At 47.5% G+C, this 25033-nt stretch carries 22 protein-coding genes; 19 read left to right on the top strand and 3 right to left on the bottom strand.

Features of this window, described 5'->3' with window-relative positions; genetic code table 11:
* The first annotated feature begins 100 nt into the window (after nucleotides 1–100).
* Together cyoE and GUA98_RS01330 are read left to right on the top strand one after the other, a co-directional pair.
* Complete coding sequence (gene cyoE, locus GUA98_RS01335; RefSeq protein WP_193721854.1) at nucleotides 101–958, top strand: heme o synthase; 858 nt, start codon at nucleotides 101–103, stop codon at nucleotides 956–958.
* Nucleotides 959–1096: 138 nt separating this feature from the next.
* Nucleotides 1097–1579: a tetratricopeptide repeat protein gene (locus GUA98_RS01330; RefSeq protein ID WP_193721853.1), complete on the top strand. Its 483-nt coding sequence runs from the start codon at nucleotides 1097–1099 to the stop codon at nucleotides 1577–1579.
* A 133-nt stretch (nucleotides 1580–1712) separates the two neighbouring features.
* Here GUA98_RS01330 and GUA98_RS01325 read toward each other — a convergent pair whose 3' ends face one another.
* Nucleotides 1713–2588, bottom strand: a complete 876-nt coding sequence (locus GUA98_RS01325; protein ID WP_193721852.1) for a LysR family transcriptional regulator — start codon at nucleotides 2586–2588, stop codon at nucleotides 1713–1715.
* 162 nt (nucleotides 2589–2750) lie between these two features.
* Between GUA98_RS01325 and GUA98_RS01320 the strand changes: the two genes are divergently transcribed.
* The 4 genes from GUA98_RS01320 (at nucleotide 2751) to GUA98_RS01305 (ending at nucleotide 8678) form a co-directional block, all read left to right on the top strand.
* Nucleotides 2751–3698 (top strand): DMT family transporter, encoded by a 948-nt coding sequence (locus tag GUA98_RS01320; RefSeq protein ID WP_321573820.1) that lies wholly within the window; start codon nucleotides 2751–2753, stop codon nucleotides 3696–3698.
* 181 nt (nucleotides 3699–3879) lie between these two features.
* Nucleotides 3880–4920, top strand: a complete 1041-nt coding sequence (locus GUA98_RS01315; protein WP_193722228.1) for a LacI family DNA-binding transcriptional regulator — start codon at nucleotides 3880–3882, stop codon at nucleotides 4918–4920.
* A gap of 201 nt (nucleotides 4921–5121) precedes the next feature.
* Complete coding sequence (locus GUA98_RS01310; protein ID WP_193721851.1) at nucleotides 5122–7668, top strand: beta-mannosidase; 2547 nt, start codon at nucleotides 5122–5124, stop codon at nucleotides 7666–7668.
* 461 nt (nucleotides 7669–8129) lie between these two features.
* Complete coding sequence (locus GUA98_RS01305; protein WP_193721850.1) at nucleotides 8130–8678, top strand: hypothetical protein; 549 nt, start codon at nucleotides 8130–8132, stop codon at nucleotides 8676–8678.
* A gap of 332 nt (nucleotides 8679–9010) precedes the next feature.
* Here the strand turns inward: GUA98_RS01305 and GUA98_RS01300 are convergent, their stop codons facing one another.
* Nucleotides 9011–11008, bottom strand: a complete 1998-nt coding sequence (locus tag GUA98_RS01300) for a beta-galactosidase (RefSeq protein ID WP_193721849.1) — start codon at nucleotides 11006–11008, stop codon at nucleotides 9011–9013.
* Nucleotides 11009–11315: 307 nt separating this feature from the next.
* Here GUA98_RS01300 and GUA98_RS01295 point away from each other — a divergent pair, with 307 nt between their 5' ends.
* The 5 genes from GUA98_RS01295 (at nucleotide 11316) to GUA98_RS01275 (ending at nucleotide 15586) form a co-directional block, all read left to right on the top strand.
* Nucleotides 11316–11993 (top strand): SOS response-associated peptidase, encoded by a 678-nt coding sequence (locus GUA98_RS01295; RefSeq protein WP_193721848.1) that lies wholly within the window; start codon nucleotides 11316–11318, stop codon nucleotides 11991–11993.
* Between the two features lie 240 nt (nucleotides 11994–12233).
* Complete coding sequence (locus tag GUA98_RS01290; RefSeq protein ID WP_193721847.1) at nucleotides 12234–13364, top strand: NADH-dependent flavin oxidoreductase; 1131 nt, start codon at nucleotides 12234–12236, stop codon at nucleotides 13362–13364.
* Between the two features lie 145 nt (nucleotides 13365–13509).
* Nucleotides 13510–14277, top strand: a complete 768-nt coding sequence (locus GUA98_RS01285; RefSeq protein ID WP_095358499.1) for a DeoR/GlpR family DNA-binding transcription regulator — start codon at nucleotides 13510–13512, stop codon at nucleotides 14275–14277.
* Nucleotides 14278–14480: 203 nt separating this feature from the next.
* A complete protein-coding gene (locus tag GUA98_RS01280; RefSeq protein ID WP_193721846.1) occupies nucleotides 14481–14939 on the top strand; it encodes an OsmC family protein in 459 nt (152 codons plus the stop codon).
* A 56-nt stretch (nucleotides 14940–14995) separates the two neighbouring features.
* Nucleotides 14996–15586 carry a DUF2062 domain-containing protein gene (locus GUA98_RS01275; protein WP_153978117.1) on the top strand — a complete coding sequence of 197 codons (591 nt, stop codon included), beginning with the start codon at nucleotides 14996–14998 and terminating at the stop codon, nucleotides 15584–15586.
* Here the strand turns inward: GUA98_RS01275 and GUA98_RS01270 are convergent.
* On the bottom strand, nucleotides 15561–16493 hold the full coding sequence (locus GUA98_RS01270; protein WP_193721845.1) for an AEC family transporter: 933 nt from the start codon (nucleotides 16491–16493) through the stop codon (nucleotides 15561–15563). The two genes, GUA98_RS01275 and GUA98_RS01270, sit on opposite strands and share 26 nt — an antisense overlap.
* 214 nt (nucleotides 16494–16707) lie before the next feature.
* Between GUA98_RS01270 and GUA98_RS01265 the strand changes: the two genes are divergently transcribed.
* The 8 genes from GUA98_RS01265 to GUA98_RS01230 all read left to right on the top strand — a co-directional run bounded on the left by GUA98_RS01265 (nucleotide 16708) and on the right by GUA98_RS01230 (nucleotide 24981).
* On the top strand, nucleotides 16708–17790 hold the full coding sequence (locus GUA98_RS01265; protein WP_154893499.1) for a lactonase family protein: 1083 nt from the start codon (nucleotides 16708–16710) through the stop codon (nucleotides 17788–17790).
* Nucleotides 17791–18145: 355 nt separating this feature from the next.
* Nucleotides 18146–18778 (top strand): 3-hexulose-6-phosphate synthase, encoded by a 633-nt coding sequence (hxlA, locus tag GUA98_RS01260; RefSeq protein WP_153978119.1) that lies wholly within the window; start codon nucleotides 18146–18148, stop codon nucleotides 18776–18778.
* Nucleotides 18779–18782: 4 nt separating this feature from the next.
* A complete protein-coding gene (hxlB, locus tag GUA98_RS01255; protein ID WP_193721844.1) occupies nucleotides 18783–19346 on the top strand; it encodes a 6-phospho-3-hexuloisomerase in 564 nt (187 codons plus the stop codon).
* Nucleotides 19347–19550: 204 nt separating this feature from the next.
* On the top strand, nucleotides 19551–19910 hold the full coding sequence (locus GUA98_RS01250; RefSeq protein ID WP_095287596.1) for a winged helix-turn-helix transcriptional regulator: 360 nt from the start codon (nucleotides 19551–19553) through the stop codon (nucleotides 19908–19910).
* 180 nt (nucleotides 19911–20090) lie between these two features.
* The gene (pepF, locus tag GUA98_RS01245) at nucleotides 20091–21893 is read left to right on the top strand and encodes an oligoendopeptidase F (protein ID WP_193721843.1); all 1803 of its coding nucleotides are present in this window, start codon (nucleotides 20091–20093) and stop codon (nucleotides 21891–21893) included.
* Nucleotides 21894–22008: 115 nt separating this feature from the next.
* Nucleotides 22009–22518 (top strand): DUF2500 domain-containing protein, encoded by a 510-nt coding sequence (locus tag GUA98_RS01240; protein ID WP_227779347.1) that lies wholly within the window; start codon nucleotides 22009–22011, stop codon nucleotides 22516–22518.
* A gap of 205 nt (nucleotides 22519–22723) precedes the next feature.
* Entirely contained in the window at nucleotides 22724–24217 is a 1494-nt protein-coding gene (locus GUA98_RS01235; protein ID WP_193721842.1) for a rhamnulokinase, read from the top strand.
* Between the two features lie 2 nt (nucleotides 24218–24219).
* Nucleotides 24220–24981, top strand: a complete 762-nt coding sequence (locus GUA98_RS01230; protein WP_193721841.1) for a DeoR/GlpR family DNA-binding transcription regulator — start codon at nucleotides 24220–24222, stop codon at nucleotides 24979–24981.
* The last annotated feature ends 52 nt before the right edge of the window (nucleotides 24982–25033 follow it).

Genomic DNA, 25033 nt, shown 5'->3' with positions numbered 1-25033 from the left:
CTTTTTTGATTATGACAAAATGTTAAAGAAGATTGTAATTCATTGGAGGTACATGTATCATTATTGGAATGGTGTTTTTACATAGTTCAGGAGGCTTCTCATGCTTAAAGACATGATTGCATTAACGAAGCCCAGACTTCTGCGGCTCAATGTATTTGCGGTGGCGGTAGGATTCTGGGTCGCTTCAAAATGGGATATCTCGTGGTTATCCCTGCTGCTTGTCATCATTGGATCCACTCTGGTTATCGCCTCGGCATGTGTCATCAATAATTACTGGGATCGAGAGCTCGACCAGAAGATGGAGCGAACCAAAAAACGCATCGAGTATATCAACCATCTTCGTCCCGCCTTTGTGCTATGGTACGGTATTATTCTGGGTGTTGCCGGTTTCGCCGTGTTATACGTCTGGGTCAACCCGTTGTCAGGCTGGCTTTCGCTTCTTGGTTGGTTTGCTTATATCGTGATCTATACGATGTGGCTGAAGCGCAGCTCTACCTGGAGCACTTCCCTTGGCGGCATAGCCGGGGCGATGCCGCCGGTCATTGGTTACTGTGCGGTGACCAATCAGATTGATATGGGAGCATGGTTGCTGTTTGCACTGTTATTTCTATGGCAGCCGCCACACTTCTGGTCGCTCGGGATCCGGCGGGTTGAGGAATATCGTGCAGCGGGGTTTCCGCTTTTGCCTGTTGTGAAGGGGATTACACGGACCAAGTTTCAAATGGTGCCTTATGTGTTCCTGCTGCTCCCTGCTGTATTTTTGTTGTACTACTACGATTACGTTGGACTTGTTTTTCTGATCGTGTCGCTGCTAAGCAGTGTGGTCTGGTTCGTCCATACCCTTAGCGGGTTGAAGACGCAGGATAACGAGAAATGGGCCAAAATCAACTTTTTGATTTCAGTTAATTACTTAATGCTTATTTTTATCTTGATGGTTGTGAACACGACCTGGAGGTAATCCATCCAAAAACGAACGCCTTCTGGAACAATGTTTGACAAGCTGATTGTCTTCATTAAGGACCAGAGGTGTTTTTTTGTTATAATTATCAGATGTTTCATATGAAGTACATAATTATTGGAAAAAGGACGTAGAGATATGGGTCAACTAGAGCAGGCAATACGGTTAAGACAGGAAGGCAAGGCGCAGGAGGCGATCGAGTTATTACATACCTTGGCGGAGAAGGAACCGGGTAACGCGGACGTATGGTATCAATTGGCCTGGGCACATGATTCACTTGGATTGGAACGCCAAGCCGTTCCATATTATGAAACAGCGCTAAGCCAGGGATTAACGGGGGAAGACAGAGCAGGAGCCATTCTGGGTCTCGGCAGTACATATCGGACTTTGGGTCAATATGAACAGGCTAAGAAGTGGTTGGAAACGGGAATGGAAGAGTTTCTGGAACAGCGGGAATTCGAAGTCTTCTATGCCATGGTACTCTACAATACCGGGGAACATGCGGAAGCCATGAAACGGCTGCTGGTACAGCTGGCGGATACATCGACAGATCCAGGAATACATGATTATCATAAGGCCATTCGCTTTTATTCGGATCAACTGGATCGCATCTGGGAGTAAAACGGATTTTTAATTATGAAAACAGCAAAGATAACCGGGGAGGTTCACTCCCCACTTAAGAAGAAACGTGGCATGTACATAAGCTCGAAAAATGAAGGGAATCCTGCAGCTTATCTTTAATCCTCCTTTCAGACTAAGGGTTTTGCGCCAGCCATTCTTGTACAGCTTCAATAAAACGGCGGGTAGCTGGAGACAAATTGGCAAGAGAAGGGCAGACCAGCCCAATGGTACGGTAAGGGTCTCCGCTGAGTGGTACAAGAGCCAGTTTATTCGTATGACCTTGTAATACCATCTCAGGCAGGAGACTGATCCCGAGTCCGTTTCGAACCATGGCCATGATAGCCTGATCTTCAGCAACTTCATAGACTACATTCAGCTTGGCGGCGTGCTGCCGAATCAAACGTTCAATCTCATTGTCACCACCCCAGCGGGGCAGGATAAAAGGCTGTTCCAGGAGCAATTCAAACGATACGGAAGTCTCATCTGCAAGTGGATGATCTAGAGGCAGGATGCACATCATCCTGTCTTTTTGCAATGGGATGGTCTCATAAGACATCGATTCACCAAGGGATAAAAAGCCGAGATCAATAGCCCCGCCAGCCAGCCAGGCTTCGATTTCAGCATAGTCACCCTCCCACAGTTTGATCTCTATACCCGGATGCCGTAAGCGGAATTGCTTCAGTATTCCAGGCAGCCATTGAGTTGAGACGCTGGCAAATGTGCCAATGCGCACTGTACCAACCTCAGCTCCGCGAATCAGGGATATTTCCTGGTTCATGAGCTCGTTCCAACGCAATATTTCACGCGTATAACCAAGAATCCGTTCCCCTTCAGCAGTAACCTTCACACCTGTTCGGCCTCGATTCAACAATGTAAATCCGCAATCCGCCTCCAGACTGGCAATGGCATGACTGATAGCAGACTGAGTAATATTCAGGGCATCCGCAGCCTTGGTAAGACTTCCGTATTCTACGACGGCATTTAGAATTTCATACTTAACCAATGACATAATTCAATCCGTTCCTTCCGGTGAGTAATACATGAATTTATTTCATAAATACTATTATAAATATTCATTTTTATAATGGAAAGAGATCGTTTATACTTGCCAAGGCGAGTTATTTGTACGGACTCAGCATAGAACAATACATAGAATGAAGGTTGAAGCAGAGTGGGTAGAGTCATTGGAAAACAAGTTAATGTTTCAAGAAGAGCAGATCTGCAGATGCTGCTCGCAACTGTTATTTGGGGTTCCTCCTATTTATTCATGAAATCAGGTCTGGAGTCCATGCAAGAACTCAATTTGGTCGCTTTTCGCTTCAGTATCGCTTTTATTGCCGCAGCGGTTATTTTCCACCGGCGACTGTTCCGAATGGATCTGAAAACACTTGGGGCAGGTACCATCATGGGTACTGCATTGTTTGCAGCTTTTGTGCTGATTACTTATGGGGTACAGCGGACAACGACTTCGCAGGCAGGGTTTCTGATTAGTTTGGCCGTAATCTTTGTACCGATCCTAAGCACCATCTTACATAGACGCATGCCAGATACAAGACTGATGATTAGCATTATTGTGGCTGTTGCTGGGCTTGGTCTGCTCACACTCCAGCATGAGCTTAGCCTGCATACTGGTGATATCCTGTGTATTTTGGCTGCTCTAACGTATGCTATTTATATCATGATTGCTGGAAGGTATATTCCGAAACATGATCCCTTAACGCTTGGCACCATTCAGCTGGGGGTTGCAGCACTCTGGGGAATCGGGGCCACGTTCCTGTTCGAGAGTCCGCGGTTGCCGGATACACCGGAATCGTGGGTAGCTATTCTTGGACTTGGGGTACTGTGCAGTGGTATTGGATATATCCTCCAGACACTGGCTCAGCGTCATGCATCGCCTACCCGGACCAGTCTCATTTTCTCTCTTGAACCGCTGTTTGCAGCAGCCTTTGCTTTTAGCTTCCAGGGAGAGACATTAACGCTGCAAGGTTATACGGGGGCCGCATTGATGCTGCTGGGTGTATTAATCACAGAAATTAAATCATTGGACGTCAGGTTTTGGCGCAGGAAGCGGGGAACATTGCCTGCAGACCTAGGGGAGCAGGGAGCTTCCGGAATATAAAATGGGCATAAGACAAAAGAGTTCGAACCTCTCTTACCAGAAGAGTGGACGAACTCTTTTTTGATATAAATTGCAATCTGTGTTGGCTAACAAAACAAACAAAATTATAACTTGTTTTGTTGAATTATGTTTTTTATGCTACACTAAATGTAAATTAAGGGAGAACGGGTGAGTGAGTCATATGGGCAAAAAAGTGACCATGCAGCAAATCGCCGATGCTGCGGGGGTGTCGAAATTCGCAGTCTCGCGTGCTTTGACGGGAAAACCAGGGGTGAGTGAACAAACCAGGGAAATGATTGTGAGAACGGCAGGTCAACTGGGGTATTTCAAAACAGAAACCAAGCGATATCCTGTTGAGCCACAGCCTGTACGCAGAAGCAAGCCCGTGCAGTCAGGCACGATTCTCATTTTGTTTCCCAATATTCGTTCCCAAAATCGCTCCTCACTGTACTGGGGGCCTGTATTTGACGGTATTTCTGCCCGCCTTAACGAACAGGGGATGGACATATTAACATTAACCGAACCATCTTCGGACCGGATGTTCTCGGTACTTAATCCTGAAGCGATTAGCGGCATTATAACCGTGGGTTCCATCTCCACCCCTATACTGCTTGAAATTTATAGACTTCAAATTCCACTCGTGATGGTGGATCATGAAGACCCTGCCATTCACGGGGATACCGTATTTACGGATAATATCAAATGTATGAAAGAACTGGTGCTGATGCTCGTAAGCAAGGGGTACAGACGATTCCAGTTTGCCGGCCAGCTTCCTGATGCAGCAAGCTTCAGAGAGCGTTGGTTAGGATACCGAACGGTGCTTGAAGAAATGCAGCTACCAACAATGCAGCATGCTGACTTGCTGGGACCGGATCTCAAGCTCATTCAGAAGGCAATAACCGAAATGCCGTTAGAAGATATTCCGGAAGTCATCGTCTGTACCAATGATCATACGGCAGTAATCGTACTGCGTGCCTTACAGAGTCGAGGCATTGCGGTGCCAGAGCGCTGTGCGGTAACGGGGTTTGATAATACGAGTGTAGATGAGCCTATTCTGGCCACAGTTCATATCAATAAGGAGAACCTCGGCCTTAGGGCAGTAGATCAATTATTATGGCGTATGGATCATCCCCATGAGCCGTATGAGCGCAAGTTGATCTATTCCGATTTGGTTGTCCGGGATGAGTACAACGCCATGCGTGAGCAAGATCAAGGTGAATAAATGCTTAGTGGATAGAGAAAAAGACATGAGCAATGAACGGCTCATGTCTTTTTTGTTTTCCTATTTTGTTATTTGAGAAAAACGGATTGACGTTAAGTGTGTTATCATGTTAATTTTGTTTTGTAAGTTATTCAATAATTTGATAACAAAACCTAACAAATTGTTTCGCTTAAGACACTTCATCGATAAACGGAGGCTGTTATGAGTAAAATACAATCACAGATTTTTCAAAATTGGACGTTCAAGGCTTGTGAGGATCAAGAATGGTTGCCGGCTCAGGTGCCAGGCTGTGTGCATACGGATTTGCTGAAACTGGATAAGATTCCAGACCCGTTTTATGGAACGAACGAGAAAGAGATTCAGTGGATTGACAAGAAGGATTGGGAATACCGGACAGTTTTTGATATAAACGAGGATTTGTTGTCACAGGAACATCTGGAGATTGTGTTTGACGGTCTCGATACATATGCGGATGTATATGTGAATGACCAGCACGTATTGTCTGCTGACAACATGTTCCGCGTGTGGAATGTGGATGTGAAGTCCATTGTGAAGGCCAGTGGTAACGTACTCCGAATTCGTTTTCAGTCACCGATCCAGGAGGATCTGCCCAAGCTTGAGAAGCTGGGTTATGCATTGCCCGCATCCAATGATCAGTCCGATGTCGGTGAACTTGGTGATAAACGGGTGAGTATTTTTGCCCGGAAAGCACCGTATCACTACGGTTGGGATTGGGGTCCCCGCTTCGTAACCAGCGGCATCTGGCGTGAAGCGCGTCTGGAAGGCTGGTCCGAAGTGAGAATCAATGATGTATTCATCCGGCAAAATGAAGTAACCGCTTCCGCTGCCTCGCTGACGGCCATCGTGGAGGTTGAAACGTTCAACCCGATTGAAACCATCATTCGTATCGTTACGGATGGTCAGACATGGGAACAGGCTGCTTCACTGCAGGCGGGCGTGCAAACGATTGAAATTCCGGTCTCGATTAACGAACCGAAGCTGTGGTGGAGCAGGGGACTGGGTGATCCGCATATGTACTCCTTTGTTACGGAAGTGCTCAAGGGAGAACAGGTTTTGGCCGATTTGACGGTTAAGACAGGACTTCGATCTATTCGCCTGGTGCGGGATAAGGATGAAGCTGGAGCTTCTTTCTACTTTGAGTTGAACGGTGTTGCGGTGTTTGCAAAAGGTGCCAATCACATTCCAAATGACAGCTTTATTACGGAAATTACGGCAGAGCGTTATCGGCATGAGATTGTCTCAGCAGCCGAGTCAAACATGAACATGCTGCGGGTCTGGGGCGGCGGTATTTATGAAGAAGATGTCTTCTATGAATTATGCGATGAGTACGGCTTGCTGGTTTGGCAGGACTTTATGTTTGCATGCAGCATGTATCCGGGTGACGAAGCGTTCCTGAACAGTGTGAGACATGAGGCCATTGATAATGTGAAACGTTTGCGCAATCATCCAAGCATCGTACTGTGGTGCGGAAATAACGAAATCGACTCGGCTTGGGCTCATTACATTGAAGACGGTGGCTGGGGCTGGAAAAAGGATTATAATGCCGAACAGCGCGAGAAGATCTGGGCAGATTATGAAGCCATTTTCCATGAGCTACTTCCGGAAGTGGTTGAAGCCTATGCGCCAGGTGTGGACTATTGGCCTTCTTCGCCACTCGTATCATTGACAAATGATGAGAAGCAGCATGCTAATCCATCGACGTCGGAAGGGGATATTCACTACTGGGGCGTGTGGCACAGCGTTGAACCTTTTGAGAATTACAACGTTTACGTTGGCCGTTTTATGAGCGAATATGGCTTCCAGTCGTTCCCGGAATACAAATCGGTTCGCAAATATGCGGAAGAAGAAGATCTGGCACTGGAATCCGAAGTGATGCTGGCACACCAGAAGAACGGTGCAGGTAACCGTCTGATCAAGCAGTATATGGACATGTACATGCATGAACCGAAGGACTTCCCATCCTTCCTGTACATGAGTCAGGTGCTTCAGGCTGAAGCAATGAAAACAGCCATTGAAGCACATCGCCGCCGTAAACCCTACTGTATGGGAACACTCTACTGGCAGATGAATGATTGCTGGCCGGTCGCTTCGTGGGCAGGTATGGACTACTTCGGTAACTGGAAGGCCTTGCAGTATTATGCCAAACGCAGTTTCAGTGACGTACTGGTCTCGGTGGATGGTACGAAGGAAGACAGAACGGATGTTTACCTGATTTCGGATCAGCTGCATCCGGTTGAGGGTCAATTGCATGTGCGACTCATAGGGTTCGATGGTACGGTATACCGGGAGGAAGAGCACGCAGTGAGTCTGGAATCGAATTCCGGCAAACAGGTCCTGACCCTGAACAACACCGACTGGCTCCAAGGCCGCGATGCGGCAGCAACCCTGTTGCGATTGGAACTGAAGCGGAAGGGTCACGCAGACATTGTACAGGAACACTATTTTGCACCGTCGAAGGATCTTGCCTTGAAGCAAGCTGCGATCCAGGTGACTGAAGTGCAGGAGTCCGATGGTTCATATGTAGTTCTGGAGAGTGACACCCTGGCTAAACAGGTATGGATCTCTACAGAAGCTGAAGGCGTGTTCTCCGATAACTTCTTCGATCTCATTCCTAGCATTCCGGTGAAGGTCAAGTTCACGTCCAGAGAAGGATTACAGCATGCTGGTGCTGCCTCGGAAACTGGTGCGATTGAGGTTCGTTCGATGGCTGATTTTATTAAGCTGTAATCTTCGATTCTGGTTAACTAAGAATCTCTTTAATTCAAAACCGTTGATTCTCCTTCTTACGAGGGAGACAACGGTTTTTCTTGTTATGTATATCGTATTTACTTGTTCGGGACTAATACTTTGGTAGCTGTAATCTTTTTAGGTCGTATGAAAAGACATGACAGACTGTATATGAATCTGCATCAATGTGCTCAATGTCTTACCCGCAAGTAAATTCTGAAGTTTTTATCATTTTCTATATATTCTACCTCACCAAGTGAATGTTCCCTTGTTAAGCGGAAAATTAACCTATTATTGGACTTTTATTGGTATAATATAGGAGTTGTTTTTAGCAAAGAGTCCTATAAAAGCACAGTGTATTTTGTTAAATATTGGTCCGTACAGCTTATAGGGCGATGCGACCAGTGAAATACGGATACACAGGAGAAATCATTACTTCATAAGGGGGGGGGGGAGAACGAATGAATAAAAAATGGATTGTTGTTATCGTTTTAGTTTTGATTGTCGGAGCGGGTACTATTGGATATATGACAACAACAAAAAATAGCTCAATGGTCGAAACAGAGGGGCCTCAATCTTCTTCTGAAGAAACAAATAATACTATCGACTATAAATCAATAGGAGATCTTCCCGAGACTCTTTCTTATAAACGTCTGTTAGCAGCTGCAGATGAATGGTATGTTGCTCCACATGGCCCAATTAAACCAGATGATGCTGGTAAGGTTGCTGAAATTGAATTCCCTGAAACCCAGCCGCAATCCTTAACCGAGTTATTGGCTGAAATGGCAGCAATGTATCGAGGGGAGATACCGTTTACTCAGGCTCGCATCGTTTCTTTTGAATATTTTTCGAGTATTGACCCAATTTCGACAGAGATTGAAGACTATGGACCACTGCCAATTCCAGATATAAGCGACGCAGATAACCAGGATATTCGTGTAGTCGATATTGAAAATGCATATAAAAACTTCAAAGCATATGTTGATAATGTTAAGGTTAACACACCATGAAAACTAAAGTGGAGAAGCATCTTATTCTCAAAAAAGCGTGTGCACCACGCTAAAACCTAACGATTTCATTAGTAACAAAAAAACATTTCACCCTATTTTCTGTTACATATTCAATTGAGGGGATTAACATTTGCTAGCTTCGTACATTGAGTGCCAATGCCCCCGTTGCATTCAATCCATAAATAAAAACAGCCGATTCTATCTAGAGATTCGGCTGTTTTTCATAGAAAGCAATGCTATCTACGGGTTAGTGGATTTTCTAATTCCACATGGCCAATTAAACTCTCAGTTGCTTTTTCTTATCAACACATTATTCGAGGGACGGATGCTGCTTACTCAGTAATCTCTATAATTTCAATATCATAAGCACCGAGTTCCAGATGAGGGCCTTTGACTGTGCCATCCAGCGCACTCGTATAGGTAGCGTTCAACTGGATGGAAGCAGGTTCGGGGCTTAAGTTCAGAATAAAACGAAATGATCCATTCGGACCCGTCCGGGTGGTGATCTGGACTCCGTCAGGTAGAGCTTCAATTCCCGCAAGCTGGCGCTTGTCGCCAATCGTTCGCAATAACTTGCGCAAATAGGCCTCTTCCGGCTGGGTGGCTATGTAATAGACCTCGCCCTCACCCCACTGGTTCCGCGTAATGGCTGCACTTTCGGCATAGAATTGATCCGCATATACAGCGACTGGTTGTGCAGTATCGAGTTCAAGCACATCTGCCCACTGAGATGCAGCATATTGATTGTCCTGATCATCCCGAATCATGATGGTGTCGCCGCCTACCGGGTCATATTCGGTAACTCTCACACCGGAACAAGCGGACAACAAGCCCGGCAGCGGGGCCATCACACATACATTATGGTCATCCTTAACGCCGGAACGATGTGTAAGGATCAGGGTTCCTCCTGCAGCTGCAAATGCCTGGAGTCGCTCTGCGGTTGCCTCGTCCAGGAGGTACAGATGAGGAGCAATAATGATTTTGTAACCGTCCAGAGATGCGGAAGAGTGGATGACATCTGTACTGATCCCCAATTTGGTCAAGGCACGATGCCATACTTTGATATTTTCGTAGTAGTCTAATCCTTCAGCTTGAGGTTGAATATTCAAGGCGTATAATTGCTCATGCGAATGCAGGATGGCAACCTCATTGTCCAGCGTTGAACCTTGCAGACGCTCGCCGAGTCTGTTCACCTCCGTGCACAGCTGCTGGAATTCTTTAAACCGCCGGCCGGGCACATTGCTGTGATCAATCAGGCCATGCCAGAATTGTTCTGCTCCAACGGTAGCACTCCGCCAGCGGAAATGCACAACGGCATCTGCTCCGCGGGCTATGGTCTGCCACGAGTAAGCACGCAGAAATCCCGGACGTGGTGCACGCCACATCGGGAACCAGCATCCTGGCGGTCCGCTTAACTGTTCCATAATCCAGAAATTGCGGCGTTTGATGCCACGTGTCAGATCCAGAGACAGCGCCCCGCTGTATGGTGCTGTTTCGGTTTTGTTTGGTGATGGATTCGGATAATAATCAAAAGAAGCGAAATCGAGCTCTGCTGCAATTTTATATTGATCCGCCTTCTGCGGATAACTATGGAAATTATGCGTAATCACATGGTCTGGACAATTACGGCGAATGATGTCGACCTGAATCTGCTGAAAGGCAACGATGGAATCCGACTGAAAACGGGAATAGTCCAGCAAAAATGAAGGATTCTGAAACGTGGATCCCCCATAGGGCGGCGTGATCTGTTCCCAATCACTGTATTCACCGCTCCACACCACAGTACCCCAGCGTTGATTGACTTGTTCCAGCGTCGAATAACGTGCTTGAACCCATTCGCGAAAAGCGTCCGCACAAGCGGGACACTGGCAATCCGTGAAGCTGAATTCATTGTCTGTTTGCCAGCCTACTACGCCCGGGTGCTTGGCATAGCGTTCAGACAGTTTCTGCACAATGCGTGCACTGTACGTTCTCATGCTCGGACTGTTATAGCAGCGGTGGCCACGAACCCCTTCGTGGTATCGTTGACCGTTGGGAAGGATAGGCAGAATATCCGGACATTTCTCCGTGAGCCAGCGTGGTGGTGTCATGGTGGGTGTTCCAATGATGATCTCTAATCCATGACAGTGCAGGATATCCAGCGCCTGATCAAGCCACTTCCAATCGAACTGCCCATCCGCAGGCTCCATACGGCTCCATGCAAATTCACCCACACGCACAATGTGTACACCGCTATCGGCCATCAAACGGGCATCCTGTTCCCATAACGCAGAGTCCCAATGCTCTGGATAATAATCGACGCCCATTCGAACGGGACGGTTGAATTCCATATGAATTAGCTCCTTTGTTGTCGAAATAGTAAACGGCATATGAAGTTCATATGCTTGAAACGGTTATATCAGCAACGTCATCCTATGAACGTAAGGTGCTTCTAACTCATTGTATAATGGATGTTTTCAGCGGAGTATAACATCATGTTGTGATGATTAGCAGGATCTTGTCATTTTCATAAGTGTCTCGAGATGTAACGTCTTGAACGCTTGGGTTGCGCATCAATCCTTTGCATATTGCCATGCATAATTTCCCTTTAATTACAAACAATACATTCAAATTCACACAGGGAAGGAAGCGTTGAGCATGTGCAATCGTTTTTCATTGGCAGCTGATCTGGATGAAGTGAGGGACCATTTCAAGATTGAACGCGTGATGTATTACTACAAGAACCGCTATAACATTAGTCCGACGCAGCATACGCCGATCATTTTGCATCAGGACGGTGAACGGGTATTGGACGAGTTTCGCTGGGGATTTATTCCGTTCTGGGGGCGTGATGCTGTCAATGCCAACCTGATGACTGTCCATGAGAACCCATCCTATTACAAACTGGTGGAAACGAAACGATGCGTTATCCCATGTAATGGACTGTATTACTGGCGCAAAGAAGGCAAAAAAAGCTATGCGGTACGAGTGGTAATGCCGGATCGGGGCTTGTTTGGTATCGCAGGGTTATATGAAATTTGGAAAGATACCCGCAAACAGCCGCTTCGCACATGTACGATGCTAATGACTGGTGCCAACATGGTGACCCGGGAGTTTGGGAGCAAAATGCCGGCGATTCTCTCGGAAGAGGAAATCAACACATGGCTTGACCCTGCTAATACACGAGTGACACAGCTGCTGCCTCTTCTCAAATCGTACAACACGACAGATATGAACCTGTACCCGGTGACACCTATGGTTGCTAACGATGAACATGATTGTTATGAATGTGTGGAAGAGATGGATCTGAAGCTCGCGTATGTACGCAATTTCTAAACGTATTTCTCTGGATGGTGACCCATAGGGCGGAGTGTTGGATTTCACTTCGCCTTTTTGCTGTGAGCTTGATGCAGCGTGATTGTGTTTATATAAATGGAGGAATTGAATCGTCCGAAAAAGATTTAGAAAAATGAAAAGTTGAAATGTGGAGTAATAGTAACTATAATGGTTACAGTAATCGAAACACGTATTCATATATCTATTTAAAGAGATATTATAATCAGGAGGGAACCACGAATGAATCCAAAGTATAGCCAAATGTTTGAAAAAGTTTCACTACCAAACGGCATTAGTCTCAAAAACCGGATCGTACTCGCTCCTATGACTCATATGTCCTCGAATCCCGACGGTACCGTCTCGGATGCTGAACTCGCTTATTATGCTCGTCGCACTGGCGGTGCAGGCATGTCCGTGACTGCCGTAACGTATGTTACACCGAACGGTATCGGATTTCCGGCGCAATTTGCAGCCTACGACGATAGCTTCGTGCCGGGCCTGAAACGCCTCGCCGACACGATCAAGCAGCAAGGTTCCAAAGCAGTACTTCAGATCTTCCATGCCGGACGTCTCACTCCGGAACAGGCTGTACCTGCTGGTCAAGTGGTAGCACCAAGTGCAGTTGCCAGTGAACGTCCAGGATCTCCTCAACCGAGAGAACTGTCTGATGAAGAGATTACGTCCATCATCAACGATTTTGGTGAAGCGACACGTCGCGCCATTGAAGCCGGATTCGACGGTGTAGAGATCCACGGTGCGAACGGTTACTTGATCCAGCAGTTCGTCTCTCCGCATTCCAATCGTCGCGAAGACCGCTGGGGTGGCAGCATTGAGAAACGCCTGACATTCCCGCTGGCCGTAGTGGATGAAGTGAATAAGGTTGTAGCGAAACATACCAAGCTTCCGTTTATTGTCGGATACCGTTTCTCTCCTGAAGAACCGGAAACACCAGGTTTGACTATGGAAGAGACTTACGCACTCATTGATGCGCTGAAAGAAAAAAATCTGGATTACTTGCATGTATCCCTAAACGAGTTCTGGTCCAAACCACGCCGTGGCGAAGCTGATACCCGTTCCAGAATTGAATTTATCCTGGACCGTGTAGGCGGCAAATTGCCGGTTATTGGTGTAGGTGCAATCCATACGGCAGACGAGGCAGCGGAAGCTCTTCAAACAGGCGTGCCACTGCTTGCCATCGGACGTGAGTTGATTATTGAACCGGATTGGGTAGAGAAAATCGAGAGCGGACGAGAAGAGGATATCGAGACCGTTCTGACAAAAGCGGATCAAGAGCGTCTGGTTATCCCTGACGGATTGTGGAATGCCATCATTAACACACCGGGCTGGTTCCCTTTGGCAGACGATAAATAATACATCTCAGCAATGACGGAGGGAGCATAGGCTCCCTCTTTTTGCACGTTTCTTCATCCGATAAAATTCTCCTTCAGGTAGCACTGTGGTATGATGGGATGTACAGGATTCATCTTGGATATCAACGGTTTGGAGTGAAGAAATAATGCTCGTGGCTGAACGTTATGAGAAAATTGTGGAATGGGTGGATGCGCAGGGAAGCATGCGTGTAACCGAGCTTAGTGAGCGCTGCGGGGTGACGGAGGAGACGATTCGCCGCGATCTGGACAAGCTGGAGCAAGCAGGGCGGCTTAGAAGATCCCACGGCGGTGCGGTAAGCGTAAAATACAAAGAAGAAGGACAAGCGGAGATCCCTTATCCTGAACGGGCGATTACACATGCTGAAGAAAAGCGGAGAATAGCCGAAGAAGCCATCAAGATGGTACAGCCAGGCGACCGGATTGCACTGGATGCCAGCACAACGGCATGGTATATGGCTGCAGGGCTGCCGAATATTCAGCTTACTGTATTGACCAACTCCATCAAGGTGGCCGCTGAACTAAGCAGCAAGGAACAGATCAGGGTTATTGCCACGGGAGGGCAGCTTGCTTCCAAGTCATTGTCTTTTGTAGGCCCGCTCGCTGAACGTTCACTGGATGCCTACCATGTGGACAAGGTGTTTCTGTCCTGCAAAGGGGTGCATTTGACCAAAGGCATCAGTGAATCGAACGAATTGCAGGCTCTCGTGAAACAGAAGATGATCAGTATTGCGGATGAAGTTATATTGCTTGCCGATTCGAGCAAGTTCGATATACAGGCTTTTACAAGAGTTGCAGAACTCAGCAGTGTGACACAGGTTATTACCGATGTGGGGTTGAACGAAGAGCTTGTGAGCGCACTGAACGAACAATCCATACCATGTAAACGAGTGTAGTTATACAAAAGTATAATCGAATATCTACACCTGAACGGAGAAGGCAGAAGAACTGGAAAAGCGGAGCGGTCGCATTTATCACCGGATTTCCCCTATAACGAGGGATTGAAAAATCTGGGGATAACAGCGATTGAAAGTTTTCTGACTTTGGAGTTCTCTTGTGTGGATTCAATTTTTTACTTTTCAAGAAAGGAATGAGTGAAATGAAACATCCTTTTCATCTGAAAGCCGTATGGAACGGTGGACGTAACAGTGAAGGAACAATTGATGCGGGAGGATTAAAATCGGTCATATCCATTCCTCAGGAGATGGGGGGGCCAGGTACAGGAACCAATCCGGATGAAATGCTGCTGGGTGCAGCCTCTACCTGTTATCTAATTACCCTGGCGGCCATGCTGGAACGCTCGGATATTACACCGCATGAGCTGACACTGGAGTCGGAAGCAACGGTGGATGTCACCAATAATATTTTTACGTATGAACGAATTGTGCATCGACCACGCATTGTGCTTCAGTCTAATGCAACAGAGGCTGAGCTGACCAAAGCGGATCGACTTGCACATAAAGCAGAAGAGTCTTGTATGATATCAAGAGCGGTCGCAGGGAATGTAACCATCGAAACGCAGCCTGTCATTGTCACAGCTGATGTTAAAGCAGTCTAAAAGAAATGAAGAGACGGCGCGAGCCGTCATTTGTGTAAAATAAGGGGAAGTTCGGTATGAATTCACAGAAAAGCAAAGCGAACCGATTCGCGCGTTTAACGCGTGCGTTGAAGCTGAATTTTCTTAAATTGTTACGTGCTCCCGGAGGAGCACATAAGGTTTCCACCGGATTTGCGATCGGCTTTGGGCTCGAATTGATCGTTATCTCCACGGCATCACTGATCTATCTCGTGTTTTATCCCATTGTGCGTTTGTCTGGCGGTTCACTTCCGGCTGCCATCGTGGGTAATGTAATCGGAAAACTGACGTTTCTGCCGATTTTGCTCATGCCGCTAGCCAAGCAGATCGGGTCATGGATATTGCCAGCCCACAGCATGGGACAGGGCCCAGTGCACGAGAGTGCCTTCATGGAGCTGTTTCGAGGCAATTGGTCTGCGCTGAGCGAACTATTGCTGGGTGGGCTCGATATCCTCGCAGGCATGTCTGTCTTTGGCGTGATCCTGGGGTTCATTTCGTATTTTGTGGTCAAATTCTTCTATGTCAGAGCTCTCCGGCGTCGCCATGAACGAAGATTGGAGAAGCGCCGCCTTGCGGCGATGTCTCCTGGACCCGCACCTGTGCTTATCCGGAAGACATCACAATCATAACTGGCAGAATGACCATGGATGCAGCGGTTGTCCATAAAATGCAGCGGGATACAAATTGCGGTGAGGCATTGAATTGTTCAGCCAAAATCACTGCGTTTACTGCCGTCGGCATGGATGCCAGAATGAGCAGTACACTAAATAAGGTGCCCTCGACCTGAAGTGCGGTCAATATCAGGTAAGATAGTACCGGCGCAGCCACGAGACGCACGACAAGTCCAGTCCAGAATGCACGCCGAACATTAGGCTGCCATGGCTCAGCGGAACCGCGTGGTCGTAACATCTGTGCCCCCAATATGGCAAGCACGACTGGAGAATACCCCGCTGCAAGCATCGAGATACCACCATCCAGAGCTTCAGGAAGACGGATGCTGGTGGATCGTAGAACGATTGCAATGACTGCGGCATAAATGGACGGCATACGGAATACGGACAAAATGGCATGTTTGACCGTAAATTCCGACCTGGCTGCAAAGAAGATGCCAACCGTATTCACAATAATCATCTGTCCGATCACATAGACCGAGGCCTTGTCCAACCCCAGCTGTCCAAAAGCAAGCAAAACGAGCGGGAGCCCGTAATTCACACAGTTTGTAAACGTGGAGACAAGGGTGAGTCCTGCTTTTTCGCTTGCACCCAGGTGGAAGATCCGGCTTAATAGTTCGGCCAGCGCCCATAACGCGATCAGATTAATAATGGAAAACCAGAATGTGCCTGTGACGTCCGTCCAGGTAATTTCGGCATGCAGCAGCGTATCAAAGATAAGCGCAGGGCTCAGAATATAGAGGGAGAAGGTTGATAGTGACCGGGTATCCCAATTTTTGAACCGTTTTAGCAGAATGCCTCCGATGACTGGCAGGGATATGGGCAAAAAAACATGATACAACGTAAGCAGAAATGATTGCAGCAACCGAATTCAGTCCTTTCATGATGAAAAACCTATCTAATCATAGCAGAAGTTGTCCCGGATCGTGAATGGATCCCCGCATGATATTTCTCCAATAACGTGCATGAGCCCCTGTAGGTTGAGCGTGGAGAGGGGTGACGGATTGCTATTTTGATATGGCAGATTTATTATAGAAGAGGTGCAGCTAGACTACATACACATAGAGGAGGAAACTGTAATGAGTGAATCAAAACGCTTGCTCGTATTGGTCGGCTCTTATGCCGAAGCGGAAAATGAGGGCATTTACGCATATGAATTGAATGAGGATACAGGCAGCTTAAGCAAGCTGGACGGCATCTCGGGTGTGAAAAACCCAACGTTTGTAAACGTTAATGCCGAAAACAACAAAGTATATGCGATTGGGGAAGCTGTATCTCCAGAGGGAAACAAAATGTCCGAAGCGGTTGCTCTGAACATTGATCCTTCCACAGGGAAACTATCCTTACTTAATCGTAATGATTCCATCTCAGCTCCACCATGTCATATCCAGCGTGATCCTTCAGGACGTTACCTGATCCTTTCCAGCTATCACGGTGGACTGGTAGGTCTGCAATCGCTGACGGATAACGGCGAAGTCGGAGCGCTTTTGGACGAGAAAAAACATGAGGGTAAAGGTGCACATCCAGAGCGTCAGGACAAGCCTCACGTTCACTCTGCTTTCTTCAGCCCGGATGGCAAATACATGATGGTACAGGATTTGGGTGCTGACAAGATTGCCATCTACACAATCGATGCTGACAACAATGAGCTTGTTCTGCATAGCGAAACAAAAACCCATGCAGGAGCAGGTCCGCGTCACTTGGCGTTCCATCCGAATGGCCAGTTCGCTTATGTGATTAACGAAGTGGATTCTTCCATTACGTCTTACCGTTATGATGCAGCAGCAGGTACACTGACTGAAGTATCCACTGTATCGACCTTGCCGGATGGCTATGAAGGCGCTGAAAATACAACTGCTGAAATTACCGTATCGAATGATGGCCGTTTTGTATACGGATCAAACCGTGGACATGACAGCATCGTAGTATTTGCAGCAGACGCTGAAACAGGACATTTGAAACTGGTAGAACACGTTTCTGCAGAAGGTGAACATCCACGTCACTTTGCATTGACACCGAACGGTAAATTGCTCATAGCAGCCAACCGTGATACCAACAACATCGTTACGTTCACTGTAGATCAAGAAAGCGGACGTCTGAAATACACAGGACATAGTACAGGTGCATCCAAGCCGGTATGTGTAAAACCCGTTTATTTCTAAACCGAATATAGATCCAGTTGTACATGCTTAGATACATGAAAAAATACCCTGCCATATGGCAGGGTATTTTTAATGATATTGAGGAAAAAGTTTGTTTTCGCTACTTCTCTACAGAGTGTTCCTGAATTGATTTTGATCATTATGCTTCATATAACAACATTAATGAATCAATAGTATCGTGCAGGTAACTACCTGACTTCAAAGTGCGTACTTCCTGAATGGAAAGTCAGCCTCTACAATGAATGAGTAGCCAAAATAAACGTTGCATGCATCTGAAGAGGCTGATTGGTGCAGGATAATATTTAGAATCCTATATAGCAATACACATACTTGAACAACAAAGGAGAAATGAATCATGAAATTGCAACTCGCACTTGATCTGGTAAATATTCCTGAAGGTATCGCACTCGTTAAAGAAGTGGAACAATATATCGATATCGTCGAGATTGGTACACCAATCGTTATTAATGAAGGCTTGCACGCCGTAAAAGCGATGAAGGAAGCATTCCCTAATTTGCAAGTTCTTGCAGATCTCAAAATTATGGACGCTGGTGGATATGAAATCATGAAGGCAGCTGAAGCTGGTGCGGATCTGATCACTGTGCTTGGGGCAACCAATGACAGTACGATCAAGGGTGCAGTCGCAGAAGCGAAGAAACAAAACAAACAAGTTCTAGTGGACATGATCAACGTGCCTAACCTTGAACAACGTGCTCGTGAAGTGGATTCGCTTGGCGTAGATTACATCTGTGTGCACACAGGTTATGACCTGCAAGCTGAAGGACAAAGCCCGTTCGAAGATCTGCAAACGATCAAAGCAGCTGTGAAAAACGCAAAAACCGCTGTAGCTGGTGGCATCAAGCTGGAAACACTGCCTGAAGTGATCAAAGCACAACCGGATCTGGTCATTGTAGGTGGCGGAATCACTGGACAAGAAGACAAAGCAAAAGTTGCGGCTGAAATGCAACGTCTTGTTCAACAAGGGTAACCGAATGAGCAGCAGACAATACGCAGCTGACATTCTGAAGGAGCTGGAACGTACACTAAGCCAGATCGACGATTCGGAGATGCAGGCGATGGCTGAGCATATTCTGGATGCAGAACAGATTTTTGTGGCAGGTGCCGGACGCTCCGGACTAATGGGAAAAGCGTTTGCCATGAGATTGATGCAGATGGGACTCCGGGTATTTGTCGTCGGGGAGACTGTCACACCAGGCATCAGTCCGAAGGATTTCCTTTTGTTATGCTCGGGTTCGGGAGAAACAGGCAGTCTGGCGGCGATGGCTCAAAAGGCCAGTAAAGCTGGAGCTCCTGTCGGTCTGATCACGATCAAGCCGGAGTCCACCATTGGTCAATTGGCCAGTACCGTCGTTCGTCTGCCTGCATCAGCGAAAGAGGACACGGCAACGTCAGGCGCAGCAGTCACGATTCAGCCGATGGGTTCGCTTTTTGAACAAGGATTGCTGCTTGCTATGGATGCTTTGGTACTCACGTTGATGGAAAAGAAAGAGATGACCGGGGCGGACATGTTTGGCCGTCACGCGAATTTGGAATAGAAGATCAATCATAAATCTTAATGCAAAACATAGGCAGGACCGGTCCCTTATATATAAGAGGGAAGCCGGTCCTTTCTGTCATGCTTTTGACGGTGTAGATCACGTCTCCTATGCATTCGGGCCATGCTGTAGTAGAATGAAGAGAAGCTATATCGAATAATGTACCTATTGATATAAGAATGTAAGTTAAGGGGGCTCGGAGCCATGGCAGCCGAAGTCAAGGAACGGATAAATCTGAAAGAAATCAACTGTGAGAAAGAATTGACCCTTGCTGTTATTGGCGGCAAATGGAAACTTATTATATTGTGGCATCTGGGCCTGGAAGGAACCAAGCGATTCAGTGAATTGAAACGGTTGATCCCTCATATCACCCAAAAAATGCTGACAAACCAGCTTCGGGAGCTGGAGGAAGATCGGCTGATTGAGCGCAAGGTTTATGCAGAAGTCCCTCCTCGGGTAGAATACAGCTTGACGGACCATGGACATAGTCTGATGCCAGTCCTGCGAGCCATGTACGATTGGGGCAAAAATTACGGTGAAAATGTAATCTGGAAATCAGAATAAGTTAGAGTCAAATAACCTTAAGTCAACTAAACCGCCGAGGTATGGAATATTTCCACACCTTAGCGGTTTATTTTGATTCAGCTTGAACCAAAAGTCTCAATTTGGGAGATGTCAGGTATAAACGGTCGTAATATGATACGATGAGAGATATTGGAAATGCAAGGAGGAGGACATATTTAGATGGAAAAAATACGTACACGCGACGAGGTAAGCCAGGAGTCGACATGGAATCTGACCGATTTGTTTGGGACTGATGCGGAGTGGGAACAGGAACTCAGATCACTTCCAGAAGCAGCTGTCGATATTGAAACGTTCAAAGGACGTCTGGGCGAAGGTGCAGAACAGCTGCTGGCTTGTCTGGACGCGCGTGAAGCACTTCAGGAACGGATTGTGAAGACCGCATCCTACGCACGACTGAAACAATCAGAGGATAGTACCAATCCGGTAAACATTGAGAACTCGGCCAAAGCGGGAGATATCCTATCTTCTCTGTCGTCTTCCTTGTCTTTTGTCAATTCGGAAATTGCGGATCTTCCCGAGGGTACAGTGGAACGTTATATTGAAGAACTTCCCGGACTGGAGCCTTATGCTCGCAGCCTGAATCTTTTGCTTCAGGAAAAGGCACATCGTCTCTCACCGGAGACGGAGAAGGTGCTGGCTTCCCTCGGTGAAGTATTGGATTCGCCATACCGAATCTACCTCCGTGGTAAACTGGCAGACATGACTTTCGACGATGCGCTGGATGGAGAAGACAACAACCGTCCACTGTCCTGGTCGTTCTATGAAAATAACTACGAAATGTCTTACGATACCAAGCTGCGCCGTTCTGCTTATGCAGCCTTTAGCTCCAAGCTTAACGATTACAAAAATACTTTTGCCGAAGGTTATGCAACCGAAGTAAAGAAACAGGTTGTTCTATCCAGGCTTCGCGGTTACGACGACGTCACCGATATGCTGCTTAGCCCGCAGCAAGTTAGCAAAGAGATGTACAACAATATCCTGGATATCATTCAACAGGAATTGGCACCGCATATGCGCAAACTTGCGGCTCTCAAGAAACGTGAACTGGGGCTGGACAAGCTTATGTTCTGTGATCTCAAGGCTCCACTGGACCCTGAATTCAGTCCGGCCATTACATATGAGGAGGCCTGCACGCTCATTAGTGAAGCGCTTGCTGTGCTTGGACCCGAATATGGAGAAATTGTGGAGCGGGCATTCAGCGAACGTTGGGTGGATTACGCAGATAATGCAGGCAAGTCAACGGGTGCTTTCTGTTCATCCATTTACGGCGCGCATTCGTATATCCTTATCTCATGGGCAAACAATATGCGCGGAGCGTTTACGCTCGCTCATGAAGTGGGACATGCCGGACATTTCATGCTTGCCGGTCGCTATCAAAGGATCACCAATACAAGGCCTTCTCTATATTTCATCGAGGCACCATCGACCATGAATGAAATGCTGCTGGCTGATCATCTGTTAAAACGCTCTGACAATCCAAGAATGCGTCGGTGGGTAATCTTGCAATTACTCAACACGTATTACCATAACTTCGTAACCCATCTGCTTGAAGGTGAATTACAGCGCCAAGTATATGCACTTGCGACCAAGGATGAACCGATTACAGCCAAGCTGCTCAGTGAGCTGAAAGGAAACATTCTTTCCGCGTTCTGGGGTCCTGACCTGGTTGTAGATGAAGGGGCGAAGCTAACCTGGATGAGACAGCCTCATTACTATATGGGTCTGTACCCTTACACCTATGCAGCTGGTTTGACGGCATCGACTGCAGCTGCCGGACTGATTCGCGAGGAAGGACAGCCTGCCGTGGATCGCTGGCTCGAAGCATTAAAAGCAGGAGGTAGTCTCGCACCTCAAGAGCTAATGAAACTTGCGGGTGTGGACATGTCCGGACCTGAGCCGATTCGTGCAGCCGTGGCGTATGTAGGCAATCTGGTTGATGAACTTGAACGTCTGTATTCCTAATTACGTTCATATAGTATACGGACAAGGCTAGTAAGGTTGTTCACATGCACCGTCTCCTTGGCAAGGGACGGTGCATTTCTATTTTGGAGCCGGAAAGGAACGATGATGAATGACAATGATCAACATATCCTCATCGATGGGCAGATTAACCACAGACGGCTTCGGTGTATTTGACGACATGAATAGTGTGCCGGGATTTGAGGGGAATCAGGGAGGTTTTTTTTCGGGATTTAGTGAGTTTGGGGCCATGAGTGCATTCGGATCCATATTTATTGGTGCTATATTTCTCATCATTGCCTGTGTGATTGTGTACGCCATTATTTCAGGGGTTCGAACATGGTCTTCTAATAATGCAGCAGCACTGCTCACGCTGCACTGCACCGTGGTGGCGAAGAGAACCCAAGTTACCGGAGGAAGCGGAGATAGCAGTGCTTCCACCTGGTACTATGCAACCTTTCAACTGGATAACGGAGAACGTGTGGAACTGAACGTCGGCGGAAGCAACTACGGCATGCTGGTGGAAAATGACCAAGGCATGCTGACATACCAGGGCACAAGGTTCAAGCATTTCGAGAGAGATGTGCAGCCCCAGTCCGGCGTAAGCAATGGCCGCTTTTATACGTAATCGAAACGTAATGGCCAAACATAAGAACGACTTATCCATGGGATCAGGTCGTTTTTTTGTTGGAAAAGAACAAAACACAGGGTATTCAAACGCTTACAACAGTGATATACTCGTAAAATAAAGCAAAACAGTATAAAACAAAAACAAACAAACAATTAAGTGCAGATAAAAAGCAACATTTGTATAGAAAGGTTGGTGTAGAGCAGTGAGCGTGTTGGCATATGATTTGGGAGCTGGCAGCGGGAGGGCGCTGCTGGGTCATCTGGATGACCGGGGAATAACGGCCACCGAAGTTCATCGATTCAAGAATGAGCCGGTCAGAGCAGGCGAGCGAATGTATTGGGACATTCTGCGTTTGCATCATGAAGTGCTGCAAGGTCTGCATCTGGTCAAGCAGCAGGGAGAGCAGCCAGGCAGTTTGGGGATCGACTCCTGGGGAGTTGACTTTGGACTTCTGGGCCACAATGGAGAATTGCTTGGTAACCCCTATCATTATCGTGATGGGCAGTTCAACGGCATGATGGAACAGATTCGTAATGAGCTAACCTCCCAGCGGATCTTTGAGCGAACAGGCATTCAATTTTTAAGTTTTAATACCCTGTACCAGCTCGCAACCCTGCAGCGGAACGGTTCACCGTTGCTTGATGCAGCAGATCGTTTTCTTATGATTCCGGACCTGCTTCGGTACTTTTTGACTGGAGAAGCGGTGAATGAGTTTACCAATGCAACGACAACACAGCTCTACAACCCGGTGAGCGGGCAGTGGGACGGAGAATTACTTGCTCACATCGGAGTCTCGGATCAGCTGTTTGGTGATGCGGTGATGCCGGGTACACGAGTAGGTCAACTCCGCAGCAGCATATCCGGCGAATTGGGGATATCATCAATTCCTGTTATTGCAGTAGCCGAACATGATACGGGTTCAGCTGTGGTCGCTGTCCCGGCAACGGATCGTTCGTTTGCTTACTTGAGCTGTGGAACCTGGTCCTTGATGGGAACGGAGATCGATCATCCTGCCATTACTCCGGAAAGTTTGGCCCTGAATTTTACGAACGAAGGCGGAGCTGGCGGAACATTCCGTCTGCTGAAGAACATAATGGGACTCTGGATCCTGCAGGAGAGCATGCGTGAATGGGAGCGTCAGGGGAAAGGGATCAGTTACGCTGAATTATTAAAACAAGCTGAAGCGGCTCCTCCATTTGCAAGTTTGTTTGACCCGGATGACGATCGGTTTATGCCAGCAGGTGACATGACGATTCGGATTCGCCAGTATTGCCGAGATACGGGACAGCAGGAACCACAGGACCAAGGAGCTATTGCCAGATCCATCCTGGAAAGTCTTGCCCTGAAATACAGAAGAGTACTGGAATGGACGGAACAATTATCGGGTCAGTCTTTTAATGGATTGCACATGGTCGGCGGAGGCATTCAGAATAAATTGCTGTGCCAGTGTACGGCAAGCTCTATTGGCAGACCGGTATGGGCAGGGCCGGCAGAAGGAAGTGCAATCGGTAATATGGCTGTCCAATGGATTGCCAGCGGAGCGTTCAAGGACATTTGGGAAGCTCGCAGGGTCATTCGTGATTCGTTCCCGGTAACCGAGTATGAACCGAAGGACAGATCGATTTGGGAAGAGGCATACGGCAGATTTCTCAGGGTAACGGACTCATCGAAATCACAGGCCGGAAGTGAGGTGTAACCATGCTGGCTGCTGAGCGGTATGATCGGATTGTCGAGATGGTTAATGAAAGCGGAAGCATGCGTGTATCCGAGCTAAGTGATCGCTGTAGGGTAACCGAAGAGACCATTCGCCGCGATCTGGATCGGCTGGAGCAAGCCGGACGATTAAGGCGCTCCCATGGGGGTGCTGTAAGCATCAAGGATGATCAGCCGGAGATCCCGTATCGCGTGAGGGAAACGACCCATGCGGAAGAGAAGAAGCGAATTGCTCAGGCAGCCCTTGCCATGATTCACCCCGGGGATCGAATACTCCTGGATGCCAGCACCACTGCAGGTTATATGGCTGCGAACATGCCGGATATTCCCCTGACGGTGTTGACCAATTCGATTCAGGTAGCGACCGAACTTAGCAGCAAGGATAAGATAGAGGTGATCTCTACCGGGGGCCAGTTGGCACAGCGTTCGCTATCGTTTGTCGGGCCGCTCGCCGAACGTTCACTGGAAACGTATCACGTTGATAAACTGTTCTTGTCCTGCAAGGGGGTCCATCTGGATGGTGGCGGAATTAGCGAATCCAATGAACTGCAAGCCAGGTTGAAACAGAAAATGGTCGGCATCTCCGACCAGGTTATTTTGCTCGCAGATGCCAGTAAGTTTGGTGTGCGAGCGTTCGCCAGGGTAACCGGATTGAATGCGGTTCATGCCGTCATACTCAATGAGCAGCCGGACGGTGATCTCATGAAACGATTGAAGGATTATGACATTCAAATTACGACTGTATAAGCATATGGGCACGTAGTCAGCTCGTTCTGACTTGATACTTAACGTAAACTTC

Source organism: Paenibacillus sp. P13VS (genome assembly GCF_015143645.1).
GTDB lineage: Bacteria > Bacillota > Bacilli > Paenibacillales > Paenibacillaceae > Paenibacillus > Paenibacillus xylanilyticus_A.
The sequence above is the reverse complement of the archived record's forward strand: the minus strand, read 5'-3'. Positions and strand labels throughout refer to the sequence as shown.